Below are 25,895 nucleotides of genomic sequence, written 5' to 3' on the forward strand. Positions count from 1 at the left end.
GGCTTTTTTTCCTAAATCGACGCGCACGAAATGGAGGGTCCATCCGCCGGTTCGGGCCAGCCGAGCCAAATTTTCAGACCACCCCCGGTCTAAGAAATTGGTAGCCTTATGACCCTAGCGCTGCGGCGCAGCATCGCTCGACTTCACCGATCCGAAGACCTCTCGCGCCGTTTTACGGCTATGGCAGCACTTGCAGAGTGACTGCCAGTTCGATCTGTCCCACATCAGCCGCGCATCGCCGCGATGGGGAATGATGTGATCGACCTCCGAGGCCAGCACATCCACTCCGAGTTCGCCGCAATCCGCGCAGAATGGATGCCGGAAAAGGAACAGCTTGCTTTCGCGCCGCCAGCGCGGGGTGGCGTAGAAAGCCGCACCCGCCTGAGCCGCAGCCCCAAGCTTAGCCTTGGCACGCCGCGCATTAGCACGCGCCAAGGCCTCGGTTGCATGCTCATCGCAATGCGGCTTACCGGGCAGTGCGAGATCATCACATCCGGACGCGCAGCAGATCTTCATGGACATAGCGCCCTCCGCAACAGGAAATGCTCGCCCGATGCGATCCATAACGGAGAGGTTAGTGGCACGATGGACGCATAGGATTGCCATTTCCATCACTCACGGTTGCGTGATTGCAGGTCCAGTGAGTAGTGAGAAACTGGGAAATCTTAATTCTAGGAAATCACTATGATCAGACCAACACTGGCAGCAGCGAGCATCATGGCGTTGCTTTCAGCCTGCGCACCGCCAACCGCAACCGTATCGGATTTCAACGGCGATAGCGTCAAAATCCAAAGCAATCAAATGGCCGACGCAGAACTGGCGAAGGCGAATGCTACCGCCGAGGCCAACCGCATTTGTGCTAAGGGTCATAAAAAGCGCGCCGAGTATGCGTCGACTCGCCAACTTCCGAACTACATCAGCGAACACCTGTTCCTCTGCTTGGAATAAGCGCCGAATGAGAAGCGCCCGCGAGGGGTGATCCCTGCGGGCGCAATTCTTGATGATGTCAAAAGAGATACGTCGGTGTGATATAAGCCGTCAAGAACTTTTGTGCAGGCCCTCTACGCGGTGAACTGCATACGGTCCAAGATCTTCCCCAGCGCACTGGTAACGGCCTTTGCGTTTTGACCTGACGCCTTCCAACCGTGCAGTTCCAGAACCTCACGAAACGACCGACCCTCCATACAGATCGCATCGACCAGTACGCGGTCGTAGATAATCCTCGCCCTTTCCCCGCCACGCGCCGAAGGCCGAACTCGCCGCACCGGCATTGCAACACCATTGCCGATCCGCCGCCGCATCCAGGCGATGGCGTCACCTTCCGCGATGAACGCATCCATGAACTCGCCGCCACTGCTTGGGCCGGACGCGCGCTGTGCCTCCAGACTGGAACAGCGCATCCCGCCAGCCGAATGGCGTTCGACCATATCGCGGTACCGTCGTGCAGCGTTCACCTGCCCCTTCGTAAACGGCGAAACGCCAGGATTACCGTCTTTGTCCTTACGGTTAGCAGCGCGACGTTCGAGATCATCAAAGATGTCCATGGCCCGAGCGGCTTTGAAGCCACGCCAGCCGGTGCGCTCGGCCTTCCAGCCATCGTCGGACTTCTCGTCCGGCAGCATGACATGAGGCGTGACCGAAACCTGCGGTCCCCGCGCCGGAGAAATAGGGATACGGGGGCTGCAACCCTCTGCAGGAGTCGCGCGTGCGATAATCGCTGCCATCCGCTCACGTTCAGCCGCAAGGCGTTCGCCCCCGGCATCGCAATCAAAAATGACGCGCGGCTGATCCAAACCACCCTCGCCAATACCAATATCCATATCCTTCATGCCGCTTGCCCTTCCGTATTGCCCGACTGGATGGCCTCGATCTCGGCCATGTCCTTGTGCCAGTCACCCAGCCACGCCCGATCGGCGTCACTGGCCAAACCGGCCTGAATGTTTTCGCTGATCAGGGTCCGACGACGCCGGTTCTGCTCGGCTTCGTCTCGCAGCTGCGCGATGATGTAGCGCCCGGGTGGCGGGCCCAACCGCTTGGCGATCTGGAACAGCTCGACCGCCCATCCTTCATCACGCGCTTGCCGACCCATCGCTGACCGGATCAGGCTGATGGCATAATCGCAATCGCGCGGCGGCGGGCATTGCAGGGTATAGGCCCAAGCCTTGATCAACGCCTCTTCTGGCCACACGCCCTTGACCGCATGCCGCAGGATCAAATCGACCATGCCGCGCAGGTTCGCGTCGGTCATATAGGCGAGCCGCACGCGCAGGCGATCGAGCATCTCATCATGCTTGTCCGATCCTACGCCCCGCTTTCGAGCTAAACCTGCCAAAGGCTCGATCAACAGCGCCTCAACCCGCGCCTTGGCTTCCGCTTTAATCACTGTCATGGCCAACCCCTTTTCCCAGCACGCCGACTTATCCACAGACGCAGCATTGGGATTTCGCGCCTTCTATCTTTCTCTTTTTCTTTCTCATCTCTTTTCAGAGTGGAATTTTGCGGAGCGAAAACGACCGGAACTCGGCATAGATCAATCCCGTTCCTTCCGAATTCCTTCCGGTTTCCTTCCAGTTCTTTCCGCGTTCCTTCCAAATTCCTTCCAGTGGAAGAAATGGGAAGAAATCAGCCGGCCGCCGTCATGGCGTCCAACTCCATACGTTCCATTGCTTCACGCACGACATTCGGGCGGCGCTGCTTTGATCCGAAGTGATCGAGAAGGTATTGATCGAGGCGCACGATATAGGCGTCATCCTCGGACATCTGCCGACTGCCACCGGCCCGGATGATCTGCGCGGGCAACTGGCCTAGACGCTTACGCTCGCGATCATTAGCAAGCTTTTCCTCATGGTCTCCCTTCATGCCCAAGGCCGACTGCGCGACCTCCAGCACGACTGGGTGAAACAGTCTAATCTGGCCATTGTCGCAGATGCATCGACGCCAGTTATGCAGCGGAGTGATTTCGCGATTATTTAGCTGCCGCCAAACATCCAGCGGCACATCCACAGCATTGGCGAGAAGCCTTTCATCCGTAGGCAATGTGCCGATGGGGGACTGCTCCTGCGCGGCGCAGAACAGGTCTACAGCCACGCCACGAACCTCTCGATCAGCGAGGCTACGAAAGTCGCTATTCATCCAGCGGCGATAGTTAAACATCATGAAGAAGTGGCTATCGAGCCGCAGGCCCGAGGCGATCGGGTATTCCGGCAGATCATCGACTGGGATGGGATTGACGGATCGTAAAACCATGGTCATGCCGTCACCCCCTGCCGCGCATCCGCAGCCATCAAAGCTGAAAGCAACAAGTCGCCGCGGCCCGCACGCATCCAGTGCGACACCCGGCTATCCGAGCGTCCGACATATGCGGCCAATGCAGTGCGCGACGGCCAGACCCGTCCAAATACCCGTACTGGCTTTCCACAAGCTCCCGCGTTTCCGCCGGGCTGCACTTGTAGCCGCTCCAGATGACCATGGCGGTTCAGGTGATAGCTGACAGTGTGCGTGGTCACACCCGCGGCGCGGGCAACCGAGCGAAGGCCGACATAGGATCGCCCACGCCACATGAAGTTGCCAGGCGCACTCATTCTTCGTCCCGCTCGATCTGCTCGACTTTGGAAAGGACGGCTTCAGCGGGGTACGAGCTCAAAACCCGCAGCGCAGCTGCTTCGGCGTCAACCGCGCGAAGGACATGGCTGACAATTCCGGATCTCGGACTGGTCACTGTGACCTGAAACTTGGGCAGGCGGGAAAAGCTCATACCAAAGCCCCTTTCGCAGGTAGGCTGGCGCGGCGGCCGGGAATGGATGGAGCCGCCGCGCCCTTCTCATCGGCCCAAACGGAGGAGGATGGCCGATGGAAAATCGCCCCACCGCCAAAGCGGTTCTCGGCCGGGCCAGCCGCAGGTTCCACGATCCCAGATTTTTGCCGCCCGAAGCGGCCGGAATCGTGACGGGTTAAGGAGCAGGTGCTGCGCCCCGCCCCGATTCCCCGCTTCGGGCAACCTGAAAACCCGATCCCCATCACCGCCTCCGCATGACCTGATCGTAACGGGGCAGCGTTGCCATCGCGTGATCGACGATGTCGCCATAGGGACGGCACATGCCGTCGAACCAGTTGCAGGCCGTTTGGAAGGTCACACCGAAATGCACGGCGCATTCTTCGCGGCTCGAGAAACTGCCGATCATCAGCAGCGACCAGCGCCGCATGAAAGCGTCACGGTCGATGCCATGGACGTGGGCGCGGCGCATAGCGCGGCTGCCGCGCGTCGGGCAGTCAAATGTCCTTGCACGGGACATTTGGCGGAATGCATGGGAAGCTTGCGAAAGCTCAGATTTACTGAGGGGTTTGGACATGGGGAATCTCATTGATCAACAAAGTGGGGCAGCCCCCCACAAGCACGACGATCCGGCGCATGATGAAGCCGGGTGAGAACATCGGCGGTGATCGGCAACGATCTCCTGCGTGCCGAAGAAACGAGACCTTGGTGATACTTGGCAGGGATAGAGCCCAGCTGCGCCCATTTGTGAACGCGATCGACGTTTAGCTCGAACCCCTGCTCGTGAAGATCGTCAACGATATCCTTTCGGCTCGGCCAAAGCGCAAGCAGGTCTCGGACAGTGGCAAGGATGATACTCATGTTGAGATGGCTAATGGAACTTATCTCCACTCGTCAAGATGGAAATAACTTCGATAGCAAATTGCGTACGCACGCGCATTCTGCAGAAATGAAACCAAAGATTCTTAACGCACTTATTGAACGCGAGAGCACTCCCCAAAAAGTCGGACCACGTATCAGTGCGGTCCGTGAAGCTTTGGAGTTATCCAAGGCGGAGTTTGCTGACTCAATCGAGTTCGACCGCAGCTCGCTCACCAAGGTTGAGCGTGGCGTCATGGGTCTGGACATAGCTGTTGGTGAAAAAATATCAGCAGTTTATGGTGTTGGTTTGGACTTTATCTATCGTGGCGATCTTGCAGATCTGCCCCCAGAACTGCGCCCAAAAGTCGTTCCAATTTTGGCGAACGCTCGAAAGAACGCCCAAGCCTGACCGATCCGTATGCCGGTAATGCGTGCAATCAACAGCACTACAAAAGTGCGAAAATTATAGCCCATTTCTTCCTCCAATCGATCAATCGCGCCCAGTGGGGCGCGTGATCGCATCAACTAAATGGATTTTTTTTCCATCGCAATGTTGACTATGGAAGTTTTATCCATAATTGTTACCCCATCCGCAACCCTTGGATGGAGCTCTTCATGCAGACCCATTCGCTACCGACTGCCTCTCTCGCGTTTATCGGCGCGTGGCGGGTCGTCACCGATCCCGAATTTGCCGCTACTCTGCCCGCAAGCACGCGTCGCATGGCCCTGAATGTCGTCGCCAACCAACGACGCCTCGGCTTATTGCGGGGCCTCAACCTTCCCTCGGCGCGGCCATGATTGACCGCAAGCACAGCAACACCCTGCGCGCGCCCTTGTCGCGCGCAGGCCATTGCCTCGATGACATGCCCGAATGCGCCCATGATCCCGACGGACGCTTGCCGCTTATTGGCCTGCTGGCGACCGCGACGCTGGTTGTACTGGCGGTCGTTGCCGTATGGCTCGCATTCGTCGCGACCGATTGGTCCGCTTTGCTGGACCTGACCTCACACGCCACGAAGCGCGAGGCCTAGAGACGGGAATGTTCGATCACAAACTCCTGTCGGATGCCGCGCCGAACGCGCTGCTGCAGAACCTGATCATGCGCGGCTTACTATTCCGCGCCCGCCAAAAGCTTTTGACCATGCCGGACACGACGGAACTGGCCGACGACATCGCGGCCGCACTGGAACAGCGCCATCCCTTTTCCAGCGGACCAGCCGCGGCTTCATTTCACGTCTCGGCTGATCACCTGTCGCCCGCAGAAGCCATGCGCGACCCGATGCCCGAGGCATGGCAGATCATCATCGCCATGATTTGCGGCTCCATTCTGGGCGCCGCAGGATGGTTCGCGGCCGGATGGTTTGTAGCAGTCTCGACCTGACTGCCAACCCCAACCAATTTCGGAAGGAATCTAGCAATGGCCGGTAGCCGTTTTCAGGAAACCAAGGGCGGTGCGATCCTTGACCGGTTCACCGGAACCGTAATCGCGCGGATCGAGGTCACAGAACTGGACACATCGACCGCGCTGCGCGTCAGCCAATTGATCCTCGACGCCCTGCACCGCGAATTTGGCCCGACGCACCTGGTCAACGTGGTGCCTGATCGGGGCTGAAGAACCCGGCGGGCCTTTTCGGACCGCCGAACGGACTGGGTGCCCCAATAGAAGCCTGCGCCCCAACTTGCTGGCCGCTGCTGTACCACCACCACAACAATCCGCAGCGGCCAGCCTCTTTCCCAATCCGCGCCCGGCGGCTCCGGGCACACCCCAAAAGGAAGAAAGATGGCTCAGACGGTCGATAGCACCTCGGATGACCGCACCGCGAACAATGCGGTGCGCCACACCTACCGGATTCTGACCGAAACCGAGAAGAAGCAGATGCAGCAGATCAAAGATGTGGGCGGATATTTTATCCACACTCTGCATGAAATTGGCGGCACCGATGCCAGTGTCGACCGCCTCGCATCCCGCGATCTTTCGCTGGCCAACACCCACATCGAAGACGCCGTCAATCGCGCCGTCCGTCACATCACCTCATAAGATCGGAACTGCGATGGAAATCCCCAATCAAACGCGGCAATTGCGCAGCCTCGACCAAATGCTGTCGCTGGCTGACGCAGGCGACTATTTGCCCGACCTTCTGTCGCGGATCGAGGCAAACAATGTCGAACTGCGCCAGTTCGCGCAGGACTTCTCGACGACTGCCAAGGGCAAGATCACCCTGACGATCGACGTCAAGGTCGACCCCTTCGGACATGCCGAGATGGTCATCGAGGACAAGATCATCGGGCCGAAACCGCCCAAACGCAAAGCTGTTGCGTGGATGACCGGTGACGGTGGCATCACCACGCACAACCCCGCCCAATCCCGCATGGAAATCCGCGACACCACCGATGGTCGCCGCGAATTCCGCACTGCCGCAGAATAAGGATCAATCCATGAACGACACACCAAAGAACATCGCCGAGACCCTGTTGGCAGAGCTGCCGCGCATGGGCGAGGTGCAGGTGATCTCCAGCCCGAGCGATGGCCTACCATTTATCGTCGCGGTACCGGACGGCCTGAAGGTCGAAGATCTTACCGCTAAAAATCGCGCGCTGGCCGAGGCATTGAAACCGCTGCAGCGCACCGGAAAAGCTGTCCTGACCGATTTGGACAGTCTGATTACCTGGACCAACCGCTTCAAAGGCGACCACAGCGTGATCTTTGGTCAAATCCAGCCGAAACCGCAGCTGCTATCTGTGATCGACTATCATGGCGAGGGCGCACCGGTGGTCGATTCCGAACAGGGCGATCCGACCGCGCATTACGGTCGCCATCGCGGCATCTATAGTTTTCCCGTTTCCGAGGAATGGAAGCGGTGGAACCAGATCAGTGGACAGGGGCTCAGCAAAGATGAGTTCGGCGAGTTCATCGAAGTGAACGCCAAGGACCTGCTGGATCCGACGCCCGCGCTTTTGGGACATGACAGCAAGCCCGAACCTTGGGAACAGCGGATGATCGAGGTCGCCGCGCAGCTTCAGGGACGGTTCGGACAGTATGCGGCGCTGGTTCAGCTGTCGCGCAGCTTTCAGGTCCATGAAACCGGCCACCTGAACGTCACCACCAATCGAGACACTGGCGAGGCGCAAGTCCAGTTCCTGACCGAGCACAAGGATCCCGACGGTCAGCCCCTCCGCCTGCCCAACCTGTTCATGATCGCGATCCCGGTCTTCGAGGAAGGTGCTTTCTACCGCCTGGCAGTGCGCTTCCGGTATCGCAAATCCGGCGACAGCGTGAAGTTCTACGTCACCCTGCACAACCCCGACATCGCACTGCGCGACGCCGCGCGCGAGGCGATGAAGCGTGCGCAAGAGCTGACCGGCGTCCCCCTGCTGATGGGAACGCCAGAAATCGGCGCGGCCTGATCGCTCCGGTGTGTCGCCCCGAGAGGGCGGCCATCCAGAGCGACCGGAATAAGATGGAAATAAAAAGTGACCCCCTGCATCCACGCCCAGATCGAACAGCTCCGGTGGCTCCTCGAACAGGCCTGTAAGACCACCGGCTCTTATCTGCGTACCCGACCCATGGTGAATCGGACCGGCGATGGAGGGAAGTCTTCGAATGAAGATTTGATCGAAGAATTCGGGAGAATTGATTAATGGGCCGCCGCGCCACATTCACTGAAGCCGACATTCGCCGCGCGATGAAGGTTGCGCGTTCGATTGATGAGCGATCAGTTGTTGAAGTGACCGCCGAGGGCACAATCCGTATTCTGCCGGAGGCAGTACGCACCAACAGTTCGGCTGTCGACAAATGGTTCGAGGATCATGACGCGAGTTAACCTCAAAGGAATCAATCGGGTTCGTAAAAAGCTCGCCGATGGCACGGTGCGCGAGCATCACTATGTCGGACGCGGCAAGGGCGCAGTGAAGTTCTGGGATAGCGCCAGCGACGACAAGATCGGTTCGCCCGAATATGTCGCCGCCTTTTCACGGTCCGCGAAGGATGGATCACCTGCCCGAGGCAAATTCCGTTCGGTGATACTCCGATTCCTGGATAGCCAGGACTTCACCAAACTTGCCCCACGTACCCAGTCCGACATGCGGAAATCGTTTTATCACGCCGAAAACGGTATCGACAAAAGGTTCGGAGACGCACCGCTGGATGCATTCAACGATCCACGGATCAGGCGGCAGGCGCTTGATTGGCGGGACAAGATTGGTGGAAAGTTAGGCGATGATCGGATCAGACACCTGCAACGTCTGATAGCGTTCGGGCTCGATCGCTCGATGATCCGACAGCATCACCTCATGCAGATCCGATCAGTCTACAAAAGCCAACGGGCCGAAATCTTCTGGCTGCCAGACGAGGTCGAGAAGTTCAGATCAGGCGCACCGACTCACATCTGGCGCATCCTCGCGATCGCGCTGGAAACAGGATTGCGGCCGGGCGATCTTGCCCAGCTTTCGCGGGAGCACATTCATCGAACGCCCAATGGGCACCGAATTGTCATCTGGACTCAGAAGCGCAAGCGGCTGGCCTCGATCCCAGTTACGGCGACAATGGCGGAGATGATCACCGCCACGCCTGACCAGCAAATGCGCCTGATCGTCAACAAGGCCGGCGTGCCCTATCAGCATGAAAACTACCTCGGCGACGCAGTTTCGGAGTGGAGGGACAAGCTGAGGATTCGCAGCGAACTACGCCTCTATGACGCCCGCGGGACGGCCGCCACCAGACTATTAGAAGCGGGTGCAGAACTGAAGGAAATCGCGACCCACATGGGCTGGTCGATCAAGCACGCCGCAGAGGTGATCGAGCGGTATGTCGCACTTTCGCCTACAATGACCGACAGCCTTGCAGCCAAGCTAAACGCCCAAAACTAAGACCCACATCATTGATCCATCCCAGCCGAGAGAGTATCACCGCACCCTACACTCCGGAGAAGGAGATCGAACAGGAGAGTGACGTTAGTGGAAGACCTCAAAATCACGATGATCCCTCGCTCGACGAGGCGTTCATCTTCAAATCCAGTTTCGCCGTTCAGGTACCCCGGCGGCAAGGCCTTTCTGAGCGAGTACCTGGAATCGATGCTACCTAGATCGGCCACAGACTTGCCCATGTTTGCCGAACCGTTCTGCGGTGGAGCTGGAGCCGCATTGACGCTTTTAGCAGACGGCCACGTTTCAGACCTGTTTCTGAATGACGCGGATGCGCGAATCCACTCCACTTGGTTTGCTATGCTTCACGAAACCGACCGGTTCATCGCGGCCATTCACTCTACACCACTCGACATAGCACAATGGTATCGCCACCGTGACATTACAGAGTCGAGCAACAACAGCAGCTACTCATTCGATGTCGGCTTTTCGACCTTTTTCATGAATCGAACCACTCGATCTGGAATTATCGAAAAATCTGGACCGATCGGTGGATATGAGCAGAATGGAAAATGGAAACTTTCTGCCCGCTTTAATCGAGACGGGCTTGCTCAAAGAGTGAGGTGGTTGAGCGACCATCGCAGTCAAATACACTTACACAACTTAGATGCACTAAATTTTATTCATAAGCTAAAATCTGAACTTAATTTGAACTCGACACTGTTCTTTATTGATCCTCCGTATGTGCAAGCGGGCGGAAGGTTGTATTACAACGGCATGTCAGAGGCCAAACACGTTGCCCTCTCGGATCTTCTCACCGGGGGCTATATACCCCATTGGATATTGACTTACGACGATGCTCCACTTATCCGAAAACTCTACCAACACGAGGACATCTCGTTGATGGAGGTAAATTACAGCCTACAACGCAAGCGAATCGCCAAGGAGATCTTAGTCACGCCACCGCTGCGACGGGTAGCGGCGCATTTCTGAAATTTGCTATCCACTCAATCACCTGTGGCATATTTGCTGACTCGTCCATTTGCTGTCCCCCACGCGCGATTTCCATTCCAATTAGCGCCCGACTCGGAAGCCTAGTGCGATCCAAGAGGGCACCATGGCGCGCGTGGTCATTGATCCAATCACTGACTTCAGTCTCTCGAAAAGGAATAAGCGTAACAAATGCCTTGTTGCCTCTCGGGGGATAGCTAAGGTAATTGGGTTCAAAGACATCCACGTGAACTCTCACCGGCTTATTTTCCCAGTCATGACCGCTAGCAACCTGACCGTAGTATAGGATTGGCGGTGGAGGGCGATCGAGGATCTGCCAAGAGATCACATCGATACCGCCATCTTTCTCGTGTGGCGGCGTATGCTGGCCAGGTTGTTCCCTAACTTCGAACCCTGCACCACGCTCCTGTGCTCTGCGAAGCGTATCGAGTACACTTACTTGACCCTCACGGGGCCAGCCGACGCTTGCTGCGCTTCCAGATGCCAGCCCAGCCATGGCGAAGACCGAGATCACCTGAAAGACCCGGTTCCTAAGACGAGTTACCAGCGCAACCTCTATTTCAAAATCAAGGAGAGTATTTCGTGACAGGTGTGATGTGAGCAAACAAACTAAATATGGAGCATATTGCTCCACTTGCCAGTTCTGAATAAGAATAAGCTCCTCCCCATTGTCAGAAATACGAAATGGATAACCGCCGCCGCAGCCGACTGTCCGTTCTATCACTTCGTTTTCGATTTCATTGGTGAGGTCGTCGAGCTCACGATCCCTCTCTCCGATATCATCCTCTGGCTCGTTCAACTGCTGGATTAATGCACCACGCATCGCGTCGAAACGCGCCACGCTGAATGGGCTAAAAAAAGCTGTAAGCTCTAGCCAATCTGTCAAAGCAGCGATACTAGAATTAAGAATCGGAGGAATAACAGCCATTATTCTTCACCTAAAATCTCTTGCGTTTCGACACTCATTTTCATGGAGTGTCGAATAAGGAGAGAACGCTTAACCAGCGTTTCCGCAACCTCCAAAAGTTCAGCCTGCGTCGCCAAATCAAAGCCATCGAGGGCCTCTAACGCTTTTCTCAAGTCGTCATTGGCCTCGAAAATGTGTTTGGCAAAACGCTCGCTTTTGGGCGTTGCTGTTATTACAGCCGCTTCTAGACCACCGACTTCTTCAAGCTCCCTCGTCGCAGCTTTCGATCCAAGCACAATGCGAAGCCGCCCCAAGTCGGGATTCTGACTTTTAACTACCGGCTGGATTTGCTCCCGCTTTGACCCATATAGCCATAGCAGCAACTGGCGTAGTTTGCCGTAGTTCTCTTTATCTATAGGTTCACGAGACGGATTTTCGTTTCGCGGAAGTCTCTTCATTCCCAGATAACTTGTGTACTCCTCGTAACTCAGAGCCGTGTAAAGGTGTGAAAAGCTGAATGAATTTTTGAATCTCTCTTCGATTGAATAGACTTCGTTCTGTTCTGCCTGACGAAGAACAAACAAAGCCGTAACCATCCGATGTATCGTTGCGTGGTTGTCGCCCATACGTGATGCTATATCAGCTAGGCTTAAAGGCGAGGCTTCGTTGACCTGCGAATCAAGCCATCGACCGGCGTACTGTGCTTTTGCATAAGCATCCCACGCCTGCGGCCCGTTTATATGCTTGAAACCAATTAGTTCGCGCGCATCATCTTCTGACGCGACTCGGAATACGAGTATCTCGCGTAACGATTCGAGTACTTCTTGCCGCAGCGGGGGTACTACGATGCGAGCAGCTTTGGCGTATTCCGGATTTATCAGGCATTTGATTGCAGCTAACCGCCGATTGCCTTCCAAGACAGTAAGCTTGTCACCTTGAACGACAACAATAAGCGGCTCAATGTTGATGTAACCACTGGTCGCGATTGATTGCACGAGCTCGGATAAGTCCGCTGTAGATGCTAAAAGCTCTATGATTGCCGATTCACTGTCGTCGACGGGAGATTTATCGGGCGTAAACCGGGGATTCCTAGCATCAAACGCCAGCACCTCGAGCGGGACCCTTTTCGGCACCCCCACCTCGATAACATTATCCCAGTCCATAAAGTCCCCTCGGCATGCGTGGTCTCGCCTAGACACCTATCAGCGACAAACAAATCAGTCCATGCTGATGCAGTAAACGTCGAGCGAAGCGAACGAAATAAAAGCGGTCGGATGACTGCAAACCGAAGTGCAAACCTAGGCACATTTCGATTGCTAAGTACTGGTCGGGGCGAGAGGATTCGAACCTCCGGCCTACGGTACCCAAAACCGTCGCGCTACCAGGCTGCGCTACGCCCCGAACCAAGGGCTTACTAGCCGCTGCTTTCGTCGGGGGAAAGAGTAAATCTGCGCCGGGTGGTCACTTACATGGCGCATGGGCCGTGCCCTGCGGCAATGCGGGATGCGCCAGCACCATTCCTGGACGAATACCCAATTTTTCGGCGTCTCCGCCGCGCACTTCCAGCACCATCAACCGGTCAGGAGACGGATCGCCCACTGCCGCGCCGGAAATCGACGTCTCATCCAGTGGCCGCGCCATCGGATGGATGTGTCGCACCTGACCACGCGAATCGATAAATATCATATCCAGCGGGATCAGCGTGTTACGCATCCAGAAGCTAACGGGTTGGGCATGAGGATAGACAAACAGCATCCCCTGCCCCGACGGCAGGGACTTGCGGAACATCAGCCCCTTGGCCCGCTCGCCTTCGTCATCCGCGATCTCGACCGCGACTTCGACCGCCCGCTCGGGTCCAAGGAAAATGGCCTTGCCGGGATCGCAAGACAGCGTCGCCGACAAGGCCCCTGCAGGGTCAGAGAGAGTTAGCAGAAAAGTTGCGGCTAGCCATATCATACCGCGCCCGCAACAAGCCGCAATTTAGCGAGCGCGGCCGCTCCCCCCAATTGTGGCCCCTTGGCCTCCATCGCGGCCCGTTCCCAGGACAGAACCTGTGCGGCCATCAACCCACGTCTGCCATCAACGACCCGTAAGGCGATCGCCTCACCGACGGTCAGATCCGAAAAGCCGGAATGACGCAGCACTTCGACATGCAGGAACACATCGGCCTTCTGCTCGAAAATATTGGCAAAACCAAAGCCCTTGGCCTTGTCGAACCACTTCACCCGAGCGGGCAGCAGCGGCAGACGCGCGACTTCCTCGGGCGTGGCCGAACACAGATCGGCGATTGCCGGCATCGGCTCGCTTGCAGGCGCGTCGATTTCAAGGACTTCGACCGCCTGAACGCCGCGAGCCGTATTCTGGACCATGGCGCGGACCTTCGCGCCTTCGGCGACCGAGCTTTGACCGAAATTTCGCAGAACGTTCGAGTGCAGCAGAATGTCGGAACCACCGTCCGGATCGGTAAGAAAGCCGAAGCCTTTACTGCCGTCAAACCATTTGACGACTCCGACTATCTCCCGGAGTTGTTCGTCACCCACACTCATTCAGCCCACCCCACTCAACATCCCCTGATCTTCTAGCCGACTTATCCAACAACCTGCTGTCACAACGCAGGGATGAAAAGAACAATTTGGTTCAGTCCTCGGTCAGGTTTTCCATACCATGGATAAAACGTTGTTCATCATCAAGGGCTAAGACGCTGGACGACCCATAAAGTTTCTTCTGATATATTAGACGGTAAGTCCATCCTGTTCTTTTTCATAGCATAATCTTGCCGAAGCCACCGGAATCTGTCGTGAAGCCGGAACGCCCCGTCTGCCCAGAATTCGATCTGCTCAGGATGGATGCGATAGCCGCCCCAATAGGGCGGACGCGGCGGTCGCAACCCAAGATTGATGCCCTGTTTCGTGACCTCGGCCATCAATGCCGTGCGGCTTTTCAAGGGGCGGCTTTGATGCGAGGCCCATGCGCCGATCCGCGACTGCAGGGCGCGCGAGGAATAATAGGCGTCCGCGACCTCTGGCTCGACACGGCTGACATGCCCGCGGACCCGAATCTGGCGGCGCAGGGACTTCCAGTGCATCACGAAAGAAGCAACGCCGGTTTCCTCGATCTGCACACCCTTGGCGCTTTCGAAATTGGTATAGAACACGAACGAGCCATCCGCGCCCGCGCCTTCTATATCTTTCAGCAGCACCATCCGAACATCGGGCAGGCCTTGGGCATCGACCGTGGCAAGCGCAATGGCATTGGGGTCGTTCGGTTCACTGCGCTCTGCTTCGGCCAACCAGGCCCGCGCGATGGCAAAAGGGTCGTCACCCGCGAATATTCCCGTCCGATCTGTCATGGTGATACGACTTGATGCCCCCTTGGAGTTATCATAATCCTGCCCGAACTGTAGAAGCGCGAGGGACAGTAACATGTCAAGTGGAGCCGGTTTGGGGCTGATGAAGGGCCGTCGCGGCCTCATCATGGGTCTCGCGAATGATAAATCCATCGCCTGGGGCATTGCGAAAGCCTTGGCAGACCAAGGCGCCGAACTGGCTTTCTCGTATCAAGGCGATACGCTGAAGCGCCGGGTCGAGCCGCTTGCCGCACAGGTCGGGTCGGATTTTCTGGCCGAGTGTGACGTTGCGGATGAAACATCGATTGACCGGCTGTTCGCCACGATTGCCGAGCGCTGGGACAGCATCGACTTCATCGTCCATGCCATCGGCTTCTCGGACAAGGAACAGCTGCGCGGTCGCTATGCCGACACCACGCGCGACAACTTCCTGATGACGATGGATATCTCGGTCTATTCCTTCACCGCCGTAGCGCGCCGCGCAGCCGCGATGATGCCGAATGGCGGCAGTATGGTTACGCTGACCTATTACGGCGCCGAGCGGGTCATGCCGCATTACAACGTCATGGGCGTCGCCAAGGCCGCGCTGGAAGCCAGCGTGCGCTATCTGGCCGAGGATCTGGGCAAGGACGGCATCCGCGTCAACGGCATCTCGGCTGGCCCGATCAAGACGCTGGCGGCCTCGGGCATCGGCGATTTCCGCTATATCCTGAAATGGAACGAGCTGAACTCGCCCCTGCGCCGCAACGTGACACAGGAAGAGGTCGGCAAGTCGGCTTTGTATCTGCTGTCCGATCTTGGCTCGGGCGTCACGGGTGAAACCCATCACGTCGATGCGGGTTACCATGTCGTCGGCATGAAGGCCGTCGATGCGCCCGACATCGCCGCGGTCAAGAAAGACTGAGCGGAACCCATGAACGTCGAGCAAGTCCTCGCGCTTGTTTCGGCATTGTCGCTGGCAATTCTGACGCCCGGCCCTGCGATCATCGCGACGGTGCAAACCGCCTTCGCGCATGGCCGTGGTCGGGCGTTGCCTTACGCATTGGGGCTGGCCACCGGTGCGTCGCTTTGGTGCATATTCGCGCTTGCCGGAATGGCGGTACTTTTCCGGCTGCACCCGCAGTTGTTCGCCGCGATGAAAATCTTCGGCGGGCTGTATCTGCTTTGGTTCGCGTGGCGACTTTGGCAGTCTTCGACCCTGCCGCTGCCGGATGCGGCCACGGGCACAACCAAAGGCTTCTGGGGTGGCATCGCACTGAACCTGTCGAACCCCAAACCCGCATTGTTTTATGGGGCTTTGATCCTTTCGGTTTTTCCCGAGCCGATGGCGCCGCAGCGTCAGGGCTTGATTTATGCAATATGTCTTGCCACCGAGCTTTTCTGGTACGCGCTGGTTGCGCTTATGATGTCGACATCGGGGATGCGCAGGCGCTATTTTGGCGCGAAATTCTGGATCGACCGGGCGGCGGCATTTGCGATGGCGGGGCTGGGCCTGTTGTTGATCCTCGAGCATTGAAAGGATCGAAGGAATGAACGACCGTTTGCCGCATGAACGCGGCTTCCATATCAGCTGGGACCAGATGCACCGCGACGCGCGGGCCTTGGCGTGGCGTCTGGACGGCCGGGAATGGCGCGCCATTCTGGCGATCACCCGCGGTGGCCTTGTGCCAGCAATGATCGTCGCACGCGAACTGGACGTCCGCACCATCGACACGATCTCGGTCAAATCCTACAAGGCGGTCGGCGCCGAAGCCAAGCAGGGCGAAATTCAGGTCCTGAAAGCCCCCGATCACGAATTGATGGGCGATGGCGAGGGCATTCTGGTCATCGACGATCTGGTCGATTCCGGCCGCACGCTGGAGCATGTCCGCAAGCTTTACCCCAAGGCGCATTTCGCCACCGTCTATGCCAAGCCGAAAGGCCGCCCGATGGTGCAGACCTATGTGACCGAGGTCAGCCAGGACACCTGGATCTTCTTCCCCTGGGACATGGCGCTGCAATACGTCCAGCCCTATCGCGGCGAGGACTGATCCTCCGCACCGGCATTTGTCCAAAAACCCCAGCCCGCGCTGGGGTTTTTCTGTGACGGGCGTACACCGCGCGTACACAGCCCGTACACAACCCATGCACCGACCGAGTAGGCCGTGACAGAAAACCCATTGGTTCCGGTTCTGGAGACCCCGCGCCTGCTTCTGCGCGGGCATCGGCTGGACGACTTCACCGCATGTGCCGCGATGTGGGCCGATCCGGTCGTGATCAGACATATCGGAGGCGTGCCCTCGACCGAAGAACAATCATGGTCGCGGCTGCTGCGCTACGTCGGACATTGGCATCATCTGGGATTTGGCTACTGGGCCGTCACCCTGAAAGAGGATGGCCGCTATCTGGGCGAGGTCGGGCTGGCCGATTACCATCGCGACACCTCTCCGAAGTTGACCGGCAAACCCGAAGCCGGTTGGGCGCTGGTCCCGCAGGCCCATGGCAAGGGCTACGCGACCGAAGCCGTAAGCGCCGCGTTGCAATGGGCGGATGCGCATATCGATTGCGCGGCGACCTCGACCATCATCGCACCCGAGAATGCGGGTTCGATCCATGTGGCGAAGAAGGTCGGGTTTTCGAATGCGGTGATCGGCCGGTATGGTGAACACGAATCGCTGTTCATGGAACGCTTGCGAAGAACCTGACGGCACATGGGGCGGGAACGCCAATGGTGGCGACCTTCAATAAGGCAAAACCGTCCCGTCGTAATTCTGGAACCGGCCGGTGCTTTCCAGATCCAGCGCATCGAAACGGGCCACCAGACCACGGATCGAGGTTTCGACGTCGATATCGGCAGCCGATCCGCCCATATCGGTCCGGACCCATCCGGGATGATAGATGCCGACAGCAATGCCTTCGGCACGCAGGTCGGCAGCTAGATTACGTCCCAGATTCAGCGCCGCCGCTTTCGAGGCTCGATAAATGTAACTGCCGCCGGGCGCGCGGGCATCCGACCCCATCATCGAGGATATGATGGCGATCTTGCCGCCCGCCTTCCGCAAGGCTGGCAAAAGCGTCTGAACCGTCAGGAAAACACCCGTGACGTTCACGGCAAAGCTCGCGGCCCAATCCTCGGGCCGGTAGCCGTCCTGCAAGCGCTGTCCGCGATCCAGATAGACACCGGCATTGCAGACCAGAAGGTCAAGCGGACGATCCGACAGAGTCGCAACCAGCGGTCCGAATCCATCGGGTCTGGTCACATCGCAAGACACTAGACCATTCGCCGGGTTGCGGCTGGTCCCGATAATCTCATCGCCGCGCGCAGTCATGGCGGCAAGCAGTCCTGCCCCTATCCCCCTGTTCGCTCCGGTGATGACCGCCCGCATAGCCCTAGCCATTCCCCCGCACGAAGCGCGCTGCTTCCTCGGCGGCGCGGCGCAGGGCGTTGGACTTGTTCACGGTCTCCATGAACTCGGCCTCGGGGTCGCTGTCATAGACGACGCCGCCACCGGCCTGAATGTAAAGCTGCTGATCCTTGATCACGCCGGTCCGCAGCGCGATGCACATGTCCATCTCGCCATTGGCGGCGAAATAGCCCACGCCCCCCGCATAGACGCCGCGCTTTTCGGGCTCCAACTCGTCGATGATCTGCATCGCGCGGACTTTCGGCGCACCCGATACCGTGCCTGCGGGCATACCCGCCAGCAGCGCGGATAAGGCGTCCTCGCCCTCGCGCAATTCGCCAACCACGTTCGAGACGATATGCATGACGTGGCTGTAACGCTCGACGATGAATTGCTCGGTCGGCTTTACCGTGCCCATTTTCGCCACGCGGCCCACATCGTTGCGGCCAAGGTCGAGCAGCATCAGATGCTCGGCCAGTTCCTTCTGGTCGGACAGCAGGTCGGCTTCCAGCGCATTGTCTTCCTCGGGGGTCGCGCCGCGTTTGCGGGTGCCTGCGATCGGGCGCACGGTGACCTCGCCGCCGCGCAGGCGCACAAGGATTTCGGGCGATGCACCGACGATCTGGAAGCCGCCGAAGTTCAGGTAGAACATGAACGGCGACGGGTTCGTGCGGCGCAGGCTGCGATAAAGCGCAAAGGGCGGCAGCGGGAAATCCATCGCCCAGCGTTGGCTGGGCACGACCTGAAAGATGTCGCCCGCGCGGATATAGTCCTTGGCCTTCTCGACCGCCGCCAGATAGGCGTCCTTCGAGAAATTCGAGCGCAACTCGCCGACCTTCAGGTCATGGCCCAAGGCGCGCGGTTCGCTGGGCTGACGGTCGAGCGAACGCAGCGCCTCCATCAGGCGTTCGGCGGTCTGGGCGTAAGCTGCACGGGCGGGCGTGCCGTCCTGATGCCATGCGGGGGCGCAAAGCAGCACCTCACCCTTGACCCCGTCCAGCACCGCCACGACCGAGGGGCGCATCATCATCGCATCGGGCAGGCCCAGCGTATCGGGATTCACATCCGGCAGACGCTCGACCAGACGGATCATGTCATAGCCGAGATAGCCGAACAGGCCTGCCGCGCCCGCAGGAACGCCGTCGGGCATGTCGATGCGGGATTCGGCGATCAGGGCGCGCAGGGAATCCAGCGCCGGACGGTCATCGGTGACGAACTCGTCCGAGTAACGCGCCTGACGGTTGATCCGCGCCACGCCATCGCGGCAGTCCCAGATCAGATCCGGTTTCATCCCCACGAACGAGAAACGCCCGCGCACCTCGCCTCCGGTGACGCTTTCGAGCATGAAGCTGTTCGGCGCCGCCTCGGCCAGTTTCAGCATCAGGCTGACCGGAGTGTCCAGATCAGCCGCAAGGCGGATGGTCAGAAGCTGGTTGCGGCCCTGATTCCAGCCACGCTCGAATTCCGTAAAATCTGGGGAAATATCCATCACTGCATCTGTGTATTCACCGCATCGACTGCGGTCTGGTTCACGGTCACGCCGCTTTGGCTCTGGATGGCGCGGGTGAAGTATTCGAACACGTCCTGACGCATCGAATCGTTCAGCCGGTTCTGGATACCGTCGCGCATCTGGCCGTTATCCTCGCTGTCGGTATCGGCCGCGTGGATCTGGTCCAGCGTCACAAGGAAGACGCGGTTCTCGGCATCAACAACCTCGGTCTGACCGGCCTCGGCGATCTCGAAGGCGCGGGCGACGACGTCCTGCGGCACGCCGACGATGAAGCCGCCACGGGTCAGGCCCGGCTCGGCATGGCCTTTGGCCGGAACCACCGGAGCGACAGGCTCGACCGGAATGGGCGCGGCGCCAACCGCCTGGGCGACCGGAGCGGTCGCGGCAGGCGTCGGGTTCACCACCGGCTCGACCGCAGCTTCGGCGGCCAGCTTGCGCTCGTCGGCCAGAGCCATCAGTTGGCGCATGGTTTCGTTCTGGATCCAGTCGGCTTCGACGCGGTCACGGACCTCGGCAAAGGGAATCAGCGCCGGCGGCTCGATCTTGTCGAGGCGCATCGCGAAGATGCCGCCGTCTTCGAACGTGGTCAGCTCGGGGAAGTCCTTTTCGGTGACTTCGGCGGCTTTCTGGCGGAACTCGGGATAGGCCACGATGCTGCCCGGTTCTTCCTCGTTCGCGCCGGTCCAGTCGATCTGGCCGACCTGCATATGGGTTTCCTTGGCGATATCTTCCAGCGTCGCGCCGCCTGCCATGAGGTCGGTGATGCTGCTCGACTGGTCGTCGATCTGGCGCCGGGCGCGGTCGATGGCGGCCTCGACGCGCAGATCGTCGCGGGCCTGCTCGAACGTCACGTTCACCGGTTCAAGGATCGCGTTCATCGAGAACAGCGCCGGACCAAGATCGCTGTTGACCGGACCCGTGACGCCGGGCTGCTCGAGCGCGAAAACGGCATCGCCAGCCGCGCCAAGATCCTGCTTCGAGACTTCGCCCAGATCCAGATCGGCGAGTGTCAGACCGCGTTCGGCGGCCAGTTGTTCGAAGGTGACCTCGCCCTTGTCCAGACGGGCCTTGGCGGCGGTGGCGGCGTCGTTCGTCGGGAAAACAAGACGCTCGACCATGCGGCGCTCGGGTTGCTGGTATTCGTCCTTCCGCTGGTCATAGAGGTCGCGCAGGGACTGCTCGTCGACCTCGACGGTCTTTTCGATCATCTCGGGCGTCAGCCAGATATAGGTGATCTTGCGTTTCTCGGGCGAGGTGAAGCGCGCGGCATTCGCCTTGTGCCAGGATTCCAGCGTCGCTTCGTCGGGGGCGGCAATCGGCGCGGCCAGATCGGCGGTGGTCAGTTCCTGCCAATGGATGTCGCGGGTTTCAAGCAGCCAGCCCAGCGAGCGGTCGGTGACGGCCGCAGGCGCGGTGACGGCGGCCAAGGCGGCGCGTTGCATAATGACGCGGGCGGCATCCATGCGCAGATCATGTTCGAAATCGGCCTCGCGGATGCCCTCGCGGTTCAGGGTATCGGCGTAACGGGCGCGGTCGAACTTGCCGTCGAGTCCCTTGAACGCGGCGGCATTGGTGATCTGATCGGCCACCAGTTGGTCACCAACGGAAACACCCAGACGCTGCGCTTCGTCCTCGAGCGCCGCGCCGACCATCAGGCGCGACAGCGCGACCTGATCCAGACCGATATTCTTGGCCTCAGCAGCCGTCACCTGACGGCCGGTGCGCGCGGTGAAGTCCTGGATTTCATTGCGCAAAGCCCGCGCGTAATCCTGCGACGAGACATCGACGCTGCCCACGGTTCCGATATCCGCTGTCCCGCCCGAGAAATTGGTGACGCCGAAGCCGCCAAGTCCCAGGACCAGCATCCCCATCAGCAACCAGACGATGGTCGATTTGCCCTTGCCGCGCATTAGCATGTCCTGCCCGTTATTTTCGTCCTGTCGGAAGTCTTTAGGGGGCGACGGCCCCGTGAGCAAGTGCCGCGACCGGATCGGACGCGGCACGAGCAGTCACAAATCCGCAGGTTGGTTACCCGCGAAAGCCCGCCAGCCGTTGCATCAGGCTGCCGATACCCGTGACATCGGCATTGGCAAAGGCAATGCGGACATGGCGCGCGCCTTCGGCGTCACCTTCGGGCATGAACATCGTGCCGGGCAGCAACAGCACGCCCGCATCGCGCACGAGGCGCTTGGCAAGTTCGGGCGAGGAAATGTCGAATGGATGCTCGACCCAAGCGAAATAGGCGCCACAACCTTTGACACGCCAGCCATCCAGCGTGGCCATGCCTTCCGACATGGCGCGACGGCGGGCAAGGATCTCGGCCCGCTCGCCCGCAAGCCAATCGGTCAGATTCGCCATGCCCCAATGCGCGCCGATCTGGCCGATCTGGGGCGCGCAGATCGCAACGGTGTCCAGAAACTTCTCGATTTCGATCATGCGGTCTTCGCTGGCGATCACCGCTCCGACGCGATGGCCCGTCAGGCGGTAAGCTTTCGAGAAGCTGTAAAGGTGGATCAGCGTGTCGCGCCAATCGGGGTCCTGGAACAGGTCATGCGGCGCACCATCGCGCGAGTCGAAGTCGCGATAGGTTTCATCGACGATCAGGGCGATGCCACGCGCCCGCGCCAGTTCCAGAAAAGCCCTGAGCGTCTCGGCCGGATATTCCGCACCCGAGGGGTTATTGGGGCTGACCAGCACGATCGCCCGCGTCCGGTCGGTGATCAGCTTAGCCGCCTCGGCGGCGTCGGGGATCATGCCCTGACCGCAGCGCAGACCTACCGAGCGGATGCCCTGCATGTCGAGCCACATCTTGTGATTGAAGTACCACGGCAGCGGCAGGATGATCTCGTCCCCCGCGCCCGCCAAGGTCTGCATCGCCGCGCAGAACGCCTGATTGCAGCCTTGGGTGATCGCGACCTCGTCAGGGCGGATCATGCCGTCATAGGCGCGGCTCCAGTCACGCGCCACCGCCTCGCGCAGTTCGGGGCGGCCCAGCACCGGACCGTAGAAATGCGCGTCGGGCAGGTTCAGCGCGGCATCGGCCATGGCGCGGCGCATCGGTTCGGGCGGCGGATCGACCGGAGCGGCCTGACTGACGTTGATCAAGGGCCGGTCGGGCGTGAACGTGACGCCTTCCAGCCAACGGCGCGCCTCCATAACGGGCGGGCGGAAAGTGGCGGCGATGGCAGGGTTCAGGGGATTCATGCGGGTTCTCAGTTCGGCTCGGTCAGGCGCAAGGCGCCGATATCGGGCGGGGTGGATAGGTTGAAGCCCGCGCCGGACGCATCTTTTGCAGCGGGTGCGCTGGCCGGATCGGGCGAGAAGCCAAGGTCGGGCGACTTGTCGGGCTGGTGATCCGGCCCCGGCGGGGCGATCCGCGTCGCGGCCTCGACCGGAGCGGGCGACTCGGGGGCGATCATGGGCAGATCGATGGCTGCGCCTTCGGGGGTCTGGATGACGGCAGGCGCGGGTGCTTCAGCCCGCGCCTCGGGCTGGATGGCGGGATCGGCGGTGGCGGGCACGGTTTCATCTGCCGGAGCCGCGACCATCGGCGCAGTCGCCCGTGGCGCGACGGCAGCCATTGGCGCGGGGGCCGTCGGTGCAAGATCCGTGCCTCTGGCGAATTCGGAATCCTCGGGAACCGTCAGGGTTTCGGCGGCGGGGCCTGTGCCGGAATCCGTTGTCGTGCTAGTCGGTTGTGGCGCGGGTGCAGGTTCGGGGATCACCGCAACAGGGCTGACGGATGGTGCCGGATCGGGCAATGGCTTGGTGACCGGAACGGCCAGGGACAGCGCGGCCAGTCCGGCGCCGCAGATCAGCGCCCCGTGAAACAGCCCCGCCGCAAATCCTTTTGCCATACGCGATCCGCCCTGCCAGCCCCTGTTTTTATTGCCCGCGGGGTTGACCCTCCTGCAAGCTTTGCACCATCTATAGCCGCAGATTTTCCGGGGTTCACCCCCCAATGCAAGGCCCAGCCATGATCCTGCTCATCGACAACTACGACAGCTTCACATGGAACCTCGTCCACTACATGGGCGAAGCAGGTGCGGATGTCCGGGTCTGGCGCAACGATGCGCTTACGGTGGACGAGGCGCTTGGCATGGGCGCGCAGGGCATCGTCATCTCGCCCGGTCCCTGCGATCCGGCGCAGGCGGGCATCATCGTCCCGCTGATCAAGGCCGCATCCGAGCGCGCCATCCCGCTATTCGGCGTCTGCCTTGGCCATCAGGCCATTGGCGAGGCGTTCGGCGGCAAGGTCGTGCGCGCCTCGCGCATCGTGCATGGGAAAACCGACCAGATCAGCCATGACGGGACCGGAGTCTTTACCGGCCTGCCCTCGCCCCTGACCGCGACGCGCTACCATTCGCTGACGGTGGAACCCGAAAGCCTGCCCGATTGCCTGCGCGTCACCGCGACCGCGCCCGACGGCACGATCATGGGGCTGATGCACCGTACCCTGCCGATCGAGGGCGTGCAGTTTCATCCCGAAAGCATCGCCTCGGAATATGGCCATGACATGATCCGCAACTTTCTGCGGCGCTGCTCGAATCTGGAAACCGCGGCATGAACGGACCGTCCGATATCCGTCCGCTGATCGGCATCGCGGCCAGCCGCCCTCTGACCGGAACCGAGGCCGAAGCCGCGTTTTCCGCGCTGTTCGAGGGTGCGGCAACCCCTGCCCAGATCGGCGGCCTGCTGATGGCCATGCGTGTGCGCGGCGAGACGGTAGAGGAAATCGCCGCCGCCACCCGCGCCATGCGCGCCCGCATGAACCGCATCAAGGCCCCCGACAGCGCCATCGACATCGTCGGCACGGGTGGCGACGGCAAGGGCACGCTGAACATCTCGACCGCGACGGCTTTCGTCGTTGCGGGCGCGGGTGTGCCGGTCGCCAAGCACGGCAACCGCAACCTGTCGTCCAAATCGGGCTCGGCCGATGCGCTGACCCATCTGGGCCTGAACGTCATGGGCACCCCCGAGACGGCCGAGAAGGCTTTGGCCGAGATCGGCATCTGCTTCATGATGGCTCCGGTCCATCATCCGGCGATGCGCCATGTCGGCCCCGCCCGGACCGAACTTGGCACGCGCACCATTTTCAACCTGCTGGGGCCGATGACCAATCCCGCCTCGGTGCGGCGGCAATTGACCGGCACGTTCGACAAGGTCTGGAACCGCCCGATGGCCGAGACCCTGCGCGAGTTGGGTTCCGACATGGCGTGGCTGGTGCATGGCTCGGACGGCACGGACGAGGTCTCGATTGCGGGACCGACATGGGTCGCGCAACTGAAGGATGGCGAGGTCACCGAATTCGAGATCTCGCCCGAAGACGCGGGTCTGGCGGTCCACCCCTTCGAGGCGATCATGGGCGGCGATCCGTCCCAGAATGCCGCCGCTTTGCGCGGGCTTCTGGCGGGCGACAAAGGCGCCTACCGTGACGCGGTTCTGCTGAACGCGGCTGCGGCGCTTCTGATAGCGGGCAAGGCCGCCGATCTGCGCGAGGGGGCCGACATGGCCCGCGAGTCGATCGACAGCGGCAACGCCAAGGTCAAACTCGAAGCGCTTGCCGCGCAGGTCGGCGCACCCGAGGCATGAGCCTACCGCAAGCATGGGCCTCGCTGCCGTTTTTCGAGACGGATTGGCCCGCGATCTCGGCGCGGCTGGACGGGCTGGACTGGCTACCGGGCCATGAACGGGTGTTCGCGGCCCTAAGCCTGACCCCGCCCGATCAGGCACGCGTGGTCATTCTGGGCCAAGACCCCTACCCGACGCCGGGCCATGCCAATGGTCTGGCCTTCTCGGTGACTGCGGAAACCGCGCTGCCGCGTTCGCTGAAAAACATCTATGCCGAGATGCACGACGACATCGGCCACTGCCCCGCGAATGGCGATCTTGGCCATTGGGCGCGGCAGGGCGTACTGCTGCTGAACACCTCGCTGTCCGTATTGCCCGGTCAGGCCGGAATCCACGCGAAATGGGGCTGGGACCGGCTGGCTCGTCAGGCCGTCGAATACGCGCAGGTGCGGCGGCCTCTGGCCTTCGTCCTTTGGGGCGCGCATGCGCAAAAGGCGATGGCCGGAATCCCCCGCGCCGCTGATCTGGTCATCGAAAGCGCGCATCCCTCGCCGCTTTCGGCCAGACGCGGCTTTTTCGGCTCGCGTCCGTTCTCGCGGATCAATGACTGGCTGATCGCCCGCGACGAAACGCCTATCGACTGGGCCCTTTCCGAAACACCCGCCGCGAGGTAA

Annotated in this window: 36 protein-coding genes and 1 tRNA gene; 19 read left to right on the forward strand and 18 right to left on the reverse strand. The window is 60.1% G+C overall.

Translation table 11 applies throughout. The annotated features are described in order from the left end of the window. Window positions 1-114: 114 nt before the first annotated feature. Entirely contained in the window at window positions 115-522 is a 408-nt protein-coding gene (locus tag GL286_RS01120) for an HNH endonuclease signature motif containing protein (RefSeq protein ID WP_155093709.1), read from the reverse strand. A gap of 162 nt (window positions 523-684) precedes the next feature. Between GL286_RS01120 and GL286_RS01125 the strand changes: the two genes are divergently transcribed. After that, the gene (locus GL286_RS01125) at window positions 685-948 is read left to right on the forward strand and encodes a hypothetical protein (protein ID WP_155093710.1); all 264 of its coding nucleotides are present in this window, start codon (window positions 685-687) and stop codon (window positions 946-948) included. A 113-nt stretch (window positions 949-1,061) separates the two neighbouring features. Here GL286_RS01125 and GL286_RS01130 read toward each other — a convergent pair whose 3' ends face one another. The 6 genes from GL286_RS01130 to GL286_RS01155 form a co-directional block, all read right to left on the reverse strand. Further along, window positions 1,062-1,829 carry a hypothetical protein gene (locus tag GL286_RS01130; protein ID WP_155093711.1) on the reverse strand — a complete coding sequence of 256 codons (768 nt, stop codon included), beginning with the start codon at window positions 1,827-1,829 and terminating at the stop codon, window positions 1,062-1,064. Next, window positions 1,826-2,389, reverse strand: coding sequence for a hypothetical protein (locus GL286_RS01135; protein WP_155093712.1), 564 nt, complete (start codon window positions 2,387-2,389; stop codon window positions 1,826-1,828). Before GL286_RS01135 ends, GL286_RS01130 begins: the two co-directional genes overlap by 4 nt. Before the next feature lie 233 nt (window positions 2,390-2,622). Beyond that, a complete protein-coding gene (locus GL286_RS01140) occupies window positions 2,623-3,252 on the reverse strand; it encodes a hypothetical protein (protein WP_155093713.1) in 630 nt (209 codons plus the stop codon). Further along, entirely contained in the window at window positions 3,249-3,581 is a 333-nt protein-coding gene (locus GL286_RS01145) for a LacI family DNA-binding transcriptional regulator (RefSeq protein ID WP_155093714.1), read from the reverse strand. The genes GL286_RS01140 and GL286_RS01145 overlap by 4 nt, the downstream gene beginning before the upstream one ends. Continuing rightward, window positions 3,578-3,754 (reverse strand): hypothetical protein, encoded by a 177-nt coding sequence (locus GL286_RS01150; RefSeq protein ID WP_155093715.1) that lies wholly within the window; start codon window positions 3,752-3,754, stop codon window positions 3,578-3,580. The genes GL286_RS01145 and GL286_RS01150 overlap by 4 nt, the downstream gene beginning before the upstream one ends. A gap of 262 nt (window positions 3,755-4,016) precedes the next feature. Next, the gene (locus GL286_RS01155) at window positions 4,017-4,244 is read right to left on the reverse strand and encodes a hypothetical protein (protein ID WP_155093716.1); all 228 of its coding nucleotides are present in this window, start codon (window positions 4,242-4,244) and stop codon (window positions 4,017-4,019) included. A gap of 402 nt (window positions 4,245-4,646) precedes the next feature. Between GL286_RS01155 and GL286_RS01160 the strand changes: the two genes are divergently transcribed. The 11 genes from GL286_RS01160 (at window position 4,647) to GL286_RS01210 (ending at window position 10,486) form a co-directional block, all read left to right on the forward strand. Next, window positions 4,647-5,042 (forward strand): helix-turn-helix domain-containing protein, encoded by a 396-nt coding sequence (locus GL286_RS01160; RefSeq protein ID WP_170295004.1) that lies wholly within the window; start codon window positions 4,647-4,649, stop codon window positions 5,040-5,042. Window positions 5,043-5,248: 206 nt separating this feature from the next. Further along, window positions 5,249-5,431, forward strand: coding sequence for a hypothetical protein (locus GL286_RS01165; protein ID WP_155093718.1), 183 nt, complete (start codon window positions 5,249-5,251; stop codon window positions 5,429-5,431). After that, window positions 5,428-5,664, forward strand: a complete 237-nt coding sequence (locus tag GL286_RS01170) for a hypothetical protein (protein WP_155093719.1) — start codon at window positions 5,428-5,430, stop codon at window positions 5,662-5,664. The genes GL286_RS01165 and GL286_RS01170 overlap by 4 nt, the downstream gene beginning before the upstream one ends. Before the next feature lie 8 nt (window positions 5,665-5,672). Then, entirely contained in the window at window positions 5,673-6,014 is a 342-nt protein-coding gene (locus GL286_RS01175) for a hypothetical protein (protein WP_155093720.1), read from the forward strand. Between the two features lie 36 nt (window positions 6,015-6,050). After that, window positions 6,051-6,245, forward strand: a complete 195-nt coding sequence (locus GL286_RS01180; RefSeq protein ID WP_155093721.1) for a hypothetical protein — start codon at window positions 6,051-6,053, stop codon at window positions 6,243-6,245. Window positions 6,246-6,413: 168 nt separating this feature from the next. Next, window positions 6,414-6,671 (forward strand): Acb2/Tad1 domain-containing protein, encoded by a 258-nt coding sequence (locus GL286_RS01185; protein ID WP_155093722.1) that lies wholly within the window; start codon window positions 6,414-6,416, stop codon window positions 6,669-6,671. Window positions 6,672-6,684: 13 nt separating this feature from the next. Then, complete coding sequence (locus GL286_RS01190; RefSeq protein ID WP_155093723.1) at window positions 6,685-7,059, forward strand: hypothetical protein; 375 nt, start codon at window positions 6,685-6,687, stop codon at window positions 7,057-7,059. A 10-nt stretch (window positions 7,060-7,069) separates the two neighbouring features. Further along, on the forward strand, window positions 7,070-8,038 hold the full coding sequence (locus tag GL286_RS01195) for a DUF2303 family protein (RefSeq protein ID WP_155093724.1): 969 nt from the start codon (window positions 7,070-7,072) through the stop codon (window positions 8,036-8,038). A gap of 233 nt (window positions 8,039-8,271) precedes the next feature. Further along, complete coding sequence (locus GL286_RS01200) at window positions 8,272-8,454, forward strand: hypothetical protein (RefSeq protein WP_155093725.1); 183 nt, start codon at window positions 8,272-8,274, stop codon at window positions 8,452-8,454. Beyond that, complete coding sequence (locus tag GL286_RS01205) at window positions 8,441-9,499, forward strand: tyrosine-type recombinase/integrase (RefSeq protein WP_155093726.1); 1,059 nt, start codon at window positions 8,441-8,443, stop codon at window positions 9,497-9,499. The genes GL286_RS01200 and GL286_RS01205 overlap by 14 nt, the downstream gene beginning before the upstream one ends. 87 nt (window positions 9,500-9,586) lie before the next feature. Continuing rightward, window positions 9,587-10,486 (forward strand): DNA adenine methylase, encoded by a 900-nt coding sequence (locus GL286_RS01210; RefSeq protein WP_211596157.1) that lies wholly within the window; start codon window positions 9,587-9,589, stop codon window positions 10,484-10,486. Here the strand turns inward: GL286_RS01210 and GL286_RS01215 are convergent. The 6 genes from GL286_RS01215 to pdxH form a co-directional block, all read right to left on the reverse strand. Continuing rightward, window positions 10,449-11,432 carry a hypothetical protein gene (locus GL286_RS01215; protein ID WP_155093727.1) on the reverse strand — a complete coding sequence of 328 codons (984 nt, stop codon included), beginning with the start codon at window positions 11,430-11,432 and terminating at the stop codon, window positions 10,449-10,451. The two genes, GL286_RS01210 and GL286_RS01215, sit on opposite strands and share 38 nt — an antisense overlap. Next, window positions 11,432-12,574 (reverse strand): hypothetical protein, encoded by a 1,143-nt coding sequence (locus tag GL286_RS01220; protein WP_155093728.1) that lies wholly within the window; start codon window positions 12,572-12,574, stop codon window positions 11,432-11,434. Before GL286_RS01220 ends, GL286_RS01215 begins: the two co-directional genes overlap by 1 nt. A 161-nt stretch (window positions 12,575-12,735) precedes the next feature. Next, window positions 12,736-12,812: transfer RNA gene (locus GL286_RS01225), tRNA-Pro, on the reverse strand. Between the two features lie 60 nt (window positions 12,813-12,872). Then, on the reverse strand, window positions 12,873-13,313 hold the full coding sequence (locus GL286_RS01230) for a DUF192 domain-containing protein (RefSeq protein WP_343038808.1): 441 nt from the start codon (window positions 13,311-13,313) through the stop codon (window positions 12,873-12,875). 50 nt (window positions 13,314-13,363) lie between these two features. Beyond that, window positions 13,364-13,957 carry a cold-shock protein gene (locus tag GL286_RS01235; RefSeq protein ID WP_155093730.1) on the reverse strand — a complete coding sequence of 198 codons (594 nt, stop codon included), beginning with the start codon at window positions 13,955-13,957 and terminating at the stop codon, window positions 13,364-13,366. 140 nt (window positions 13,958-14,097) lie between these two features. Next, window positions 14,098-14,760 carry a pyridoxamine 5'-phosphate oxidase gene (pdxH, locus tag GL286_RS01240; RefSeq protein ID WP_155093731.1) on the reverse strand — a complete coding sequence of 221 codons (663 nt, stop codon included), beginning with the start codon at window positions 14,758-14,760 and terminating at the stop codon, window positions 14,098-14,100. A gap of 73 nt (window positions 14,761-14,833) precedes the next feature. Here pdxH and fabI point away from each other — a divergent pair, with 73 nt between their 5' ends. The 4 genes from fabI (at window position 14,834) to GL286_RS01260 (ending at window position 17,441) form a co-directional block, all read left to right on the forward strand. Next, complete coding sequence (gene fabI / locus GL286_RS01245; protein ID WP_155093732.1) at window positions 14,834-15,661, forward strand: enoyl-ACP reductase FabI; 828 nt, start codon at window positions 14,834-14,836, stop codon at window positions 15,659-15,661. Window positions 15,662-15,670: 9 nt separating this feature from the next. After that, the gene (locus tag GL286_RS01250) at window positions 15,671-16,273 is read left to right on the forward strand and encodes a LysE family translocator (RefSeq protein ID WP_155093733.1); all 603 of its coding nucleotides are present in this window, start codon (window positions 15,671-15,673) and stop codon (window positions 16,271-16,273) included. A gap of 13 nt (window positions 16,274-16,286) precedes the next feature. After that, window positions 16,287-16,787, forward strand: coding sequence for a xanthine phosphoribosyltransferase (gene gpt / locus GL286_RS01255; protein WP_155093734.1), 501 nt, complete (start codon window positions 16,287-16,289; stop codon window positions 16,785-16,787). 114 nt (window positions 16,788-16,901) lie between these two features. Next, entirely contained in the window at window positions 16,902-17,441 is a 540-nt protein-coding gene (locus GL286_RS01260; protein WP_343038809.1) for a GNAT family N-acetyltransferase, read from the forward strand. 36 nt (window positions 17,442-17,477) lie between these two features. On the opposite strand, the gene GL286_RS01265 is transcribed toward GL286_RS01260, so the two are convergent. The 5 genes from GL286_RS01265 to GL286_RS01285 all read right to left on the reverse strand — a co-directional run bounded on the left by GL286_RS01265 (window position 17,478) and on the right by GL286_RS01285 (window position 23,507). After that, complete coding sequence (locus tag GL286_RS01265) at window positions 17,478-18,122, reverse strand: SDR family oxidoreductase (RefSeq protein WP_155093735.1); 645 nt, start codon at window positions 18,120-18,122, stop codon at window positions 17,478-17,480. A gap of 4 nt (window positions 18,123-18,126) precedes the next feature. Then, entirely contained in the window at window positions 18,127-19,629 is a 1,503-nt protein-coding gene (trpE, locus tag GL286_RS01270) for an anthranilate synthase component I (RefSeq protein WP_155093736.1), read from the reverse strand. Beyond that, on the reverse strand, window positions 19,629-21,560 hold the full coding sequence (locus tag GL286_RS01275; protein WP_155093737.1) for a SurA N-terminal domain-containing protein: 1,932 nt from the start codon (window positions 21,558-21,560) through the stop codon (window positions 19,629-19,631). The genes trpE and GL286_RS01275 overlap by 1 nt, the downstream gene beginning before the upstream one ends. Before the next feature lie 118 nt (window positions 21,561-21,678). Beyond that, window positions 21,679-22,854: an aminotransferase gene (locus GL286_RS01280; protein ID WP_155093738.1), complete on the reverse strand. Its 1,176-nt coding sequence runs from the start codon at window positions 22,852-22,854 to the stop codon at window positions 21,679-21,681. An 8-nt stretch (window positions 22,855-22,862) separates the two neighbouring features. Beyond that, window positions 22,863-23,507 carry a hypothetical protein gene (locus GL286_RS01285; protein ID WP_155093739.1) on the reverse strand — a complete coding sequence of 215 codons (645 nt, stop codon included), beginning with the start codon at window positions 23,505-23,507 and terminating at the stop codon, window positions 22,863-22,865. A gap of 119 nt (window positions 23,508-23,626) precedes the next feature. Between GL286_RS01285 and GL286_RS01290 the strand changes: the two genes are divergently transcribed. From GL286_RS01290 to GL286_RS01300, 3 genes are read left to right on the forward strand one after another with little or no spacing between them, the layout of a single operon-like run. Beyond that, a complete protein-coding gene (locus GL286_RS01290) occupies window positions 23,627-24,217 on the forward strand; it encodes an anthranilate synthase component II (RefSeq protein ID WP_155093740.1) in 591 nt (196 codons plus the stop codon). Continuing rightward, entirely contained in the window at window positions 24,214-25,242 is a 1,029-nt protein-coding gene (gene trpD, locus GL286_RS01295) for an anthranilate phosphoribosyltransferase (protein WP_155093741.1), read from the forward strand. Before GL286_RS01290 ends, trpD begins: the two co-directional genes overlap by 4 nt. Further along, window positions 25,239-25,895: a uracil-DNA glycosylase gene (locus GL286_RS01300; RefSeq protein ID WP_155093742.1), complete on the forward strand. Its 657-nt coding sequence runs from the start codon at window positions 25,239-25,241 to the stop codon at window positions 25,893-25,895. The genes trpD and GL286_RS01300 overlap by 4 nt, the downstream gene beginning before the upstream one ends.

Origin of the sequence: Paracoccus aestuariivivens, assembly GCF_009711225.1 — a bacterium.
In the GTDB taxonomy this organism is placed as follows: domain Bacteria; phylum Pseudomonadota; class Alphaproteobacteria; order Rhodobacterales; family Rhodobacteraceae; genus Paracoccus; species Paracoccus aestuariivivens.

Bases quoted from the DNA above. Each gene is read 5' to 3' on its own strand.
- GL286_RS01195 (WP_155093724.1), top strand. From the start codon at position 7,070: ATGAACGACACACCAAAGAACATCGCCGAGACCCTGTTGGCAGAGCTG.
- GL286_RS01290 (WP_155093740.1), top strand. From the start codon at position 23,627: ATGATCCTGCTCATCGACAACTACGACAGCTTCACATGGAACCTCGTC.
- GL286_RS01175 (WP_155093720.1), top strand. From the start codon at position 5,673: ATGTTCGATCACAAACTCCTGTCGGATGCCGCGCCGAACGCGCTGCTG.
- GL286_RS01170 (WP_155093719.1), top strand. From the start codon at position 5,428: ATGATTGACCGCAAGCACAGCAACACCCTGCGCGCGCCCTTGTCGCGC.
- GL286_RS01285 (WP_155093739.1), bottom strand. From the start codon at position 23,507: ATGGCAAAAGGATTTGCGGCGGGGCTGTTTCACGGGGCGCTGATCTGC.
- pdxH (WP_155093731.1), bottom strand. From the start codon at position 14,760: ATGACAGATCGGACGGGAATATTCGCGGGTGACGACCCTTTTGCCATC.
- GL286_RS01300 (WP_155093742.1), top strand. From the start codon at position 25,239: ATGAGCCTACCGCAAGCATGGGCCTCGCTGCCGTTTTTCGAGACGGAT.
- GL286_RS01200 (WP_155093725.1), top strand. From the start codon at position 8,272: ATGGGCCGCCGCGCCACATTCACTGAAGCCGACATTCGCCGCGCGATG.
- GL286_RS01135 (WP_155093712.1), bottom strand. From the start codon at position 2,389: ATGACAGTGATTAAAGCGGAAGCCAAGGCGCGGGTTGAGGCGCTGTTG.
- GL286_RS01155 (WP_155093716.1), bottom strand. From the start codon at position 4,244: ATGCGCCGCGCCCACGTCCATGGCATCGACCGTGACGCTTTCATGCGG.
- GL286_RS01140 (WP_155093713.1), bottom strand. From the start codon at position 3,252: ATGACCATGGTTTTACGATCCGTCAATCCCATCCCAGTCGATGATCTG.
- GL286_RS01150 (WP_155093715.1), bottom strand. From the start codon at position 3,754: ATGAGCTTTTCCCGCCTGCCCAAGTTTCAGGTCACAGTGACCAGTCCG.
- GL286_RS01185 (WP_155093722.1), top strand. From the start codon at position 6,414: ATGGCTCAGACGGTCGATAGCACCTCGGATGACCGCACCGCGAACAAT.
- GL286_RS01120 (WP_155093709.1), bottom strand. From the start codon at position 522: ATGTCCATGAAGATCTGCTGCGCGTCCGGATGTGATGATCTCGCACTG.
- GL286_RS01125 (WP_155093710.1), top strand. From the start codon at position 685: ATGATCAGACCAACACTGGCAGCAGCGAGCATCATGGCGTTGCTTTCA.
- GL286_RS01280 (WP_155093738.1), bottom strand. From the start codon at position 22,854: ATGAATCCCCTGAACCCTGCCATCGCCGCCACTTTCCGCCCGCCCGTT.
- fabI (WP_155093732.1), top strand. From the start codon at position 14,834: ATGTCAAGTGGAGCCGGTTTGGGGCTGATGAAGGGCCGTCGCGGCCTC.
- GL286_RS01215 (WP_155093727.1), bottom strand. From the start codon at position 11,432: ATGGCTGTTATTCCTCCGATTCTTAATTCTAGTATCGCTGCTTTGACA.
- GL286_RS01145 (WP_155093714.1), bottom strand. From the start codon at position 3,581: ATGAGTGCGCCTGGCAACTTCATGTGGCGTGGGCGATCCTATGTCGGC.
- GL286_RS01205 (WP_155093726.1), top strand. From the start codon at position 8,441: ATGACGCGAGTTAACCTCAAAGGAATCAATCGGGTTCGTAAAAAGCTC.
- GL286_RS01190 (WP_155093723.1), top strand. From the start codon at position 6,685: ATGGAAATCCCCAATCAAACGCGGCAATTGCGCAGCCTCGACCAAATG.
- GL286_RS01160 (WP_170295004.1), top strand. From the start codon at position 4,647: ATGGAACTTATCTCCACTCGTCAAGATGGAAATAACTTCGATAGCAAA.
- GL286_RS01275 (WP_155093737.1), bottom strand. From the start codon at position 21,560: ATGCGCGGCAAGGGCAAATCGACCATCGTCTGGTTGCTGATGGGGATG.
- gpt (WP_155093734.1), top strand. From the start codon at position 16,287: ATGAACGACCGTTTGCCGCATGAACGCGGCTTCCATATCAGCTGGGAC.
- GL286_RS01250 (WP_155093733.1), top strand. From the start codon at position 15,671: ATGAACGTCGAGCAAGTCCTCGCGCTTGTTTCGGCATTGTCGCTGGCA.
- GL286_RS01165 (WP_155093718.1), top strand. From the start codon at position 5,249: ATGCAGACCCATTCGCTACCGACTGCCTCTCTCGCGTTTATCGGCGCG.
- GL286_RS01180 (WP_155093721.1), top strand. From the start codon at position 6,051: ATGGCCGGTAGCCGTTTTCAGGAAACCAAGGGCGGTGCGATCCTTGAC.
- GL286_RS01235 (WP_155093730.1), bottom strand. From the start codon at position 13,957: ATGAGTGTGGGTGACGAACAACTCCGGGAGATAGTCGGAGTCGTCAAA.
- trpD (WP_155093741.1), top strand. From the start codon at position 24,214: ATGAACGGACCGTCCGATATCCGTCCGCTGATCGGCATCGCGGCCAGC.
- trpE (WP_155093736.1), bottom strand. From the start codon at position 19,629: ATGGATATTTCCCCAGATTTTACGGAATTCGAGCGTGGCTGGAATCAG.
- GL286_RS01220 (WP_155093728.1), bottom strand. From the start codon at position 12,574: ATGGACTGGGATAATGTTATCGAGGTGGGGGTGCCGAAAAGGGTCCCG.
- GL286_RS01265 (WP_155093735.1), bottom strand. From the start codon at position 18,122: ATGCGGGCGGTCATCACCGGAGCGAACAGGGGGATAGGGGCAGGACTG.
- GL286_RS01130 (WP_155093711.1), bottom strand. From the start codon at position 1,829: ATGAAGGATATGGATATTGGTATTGGCGAGGGTGGTTTGGATCAGCCG.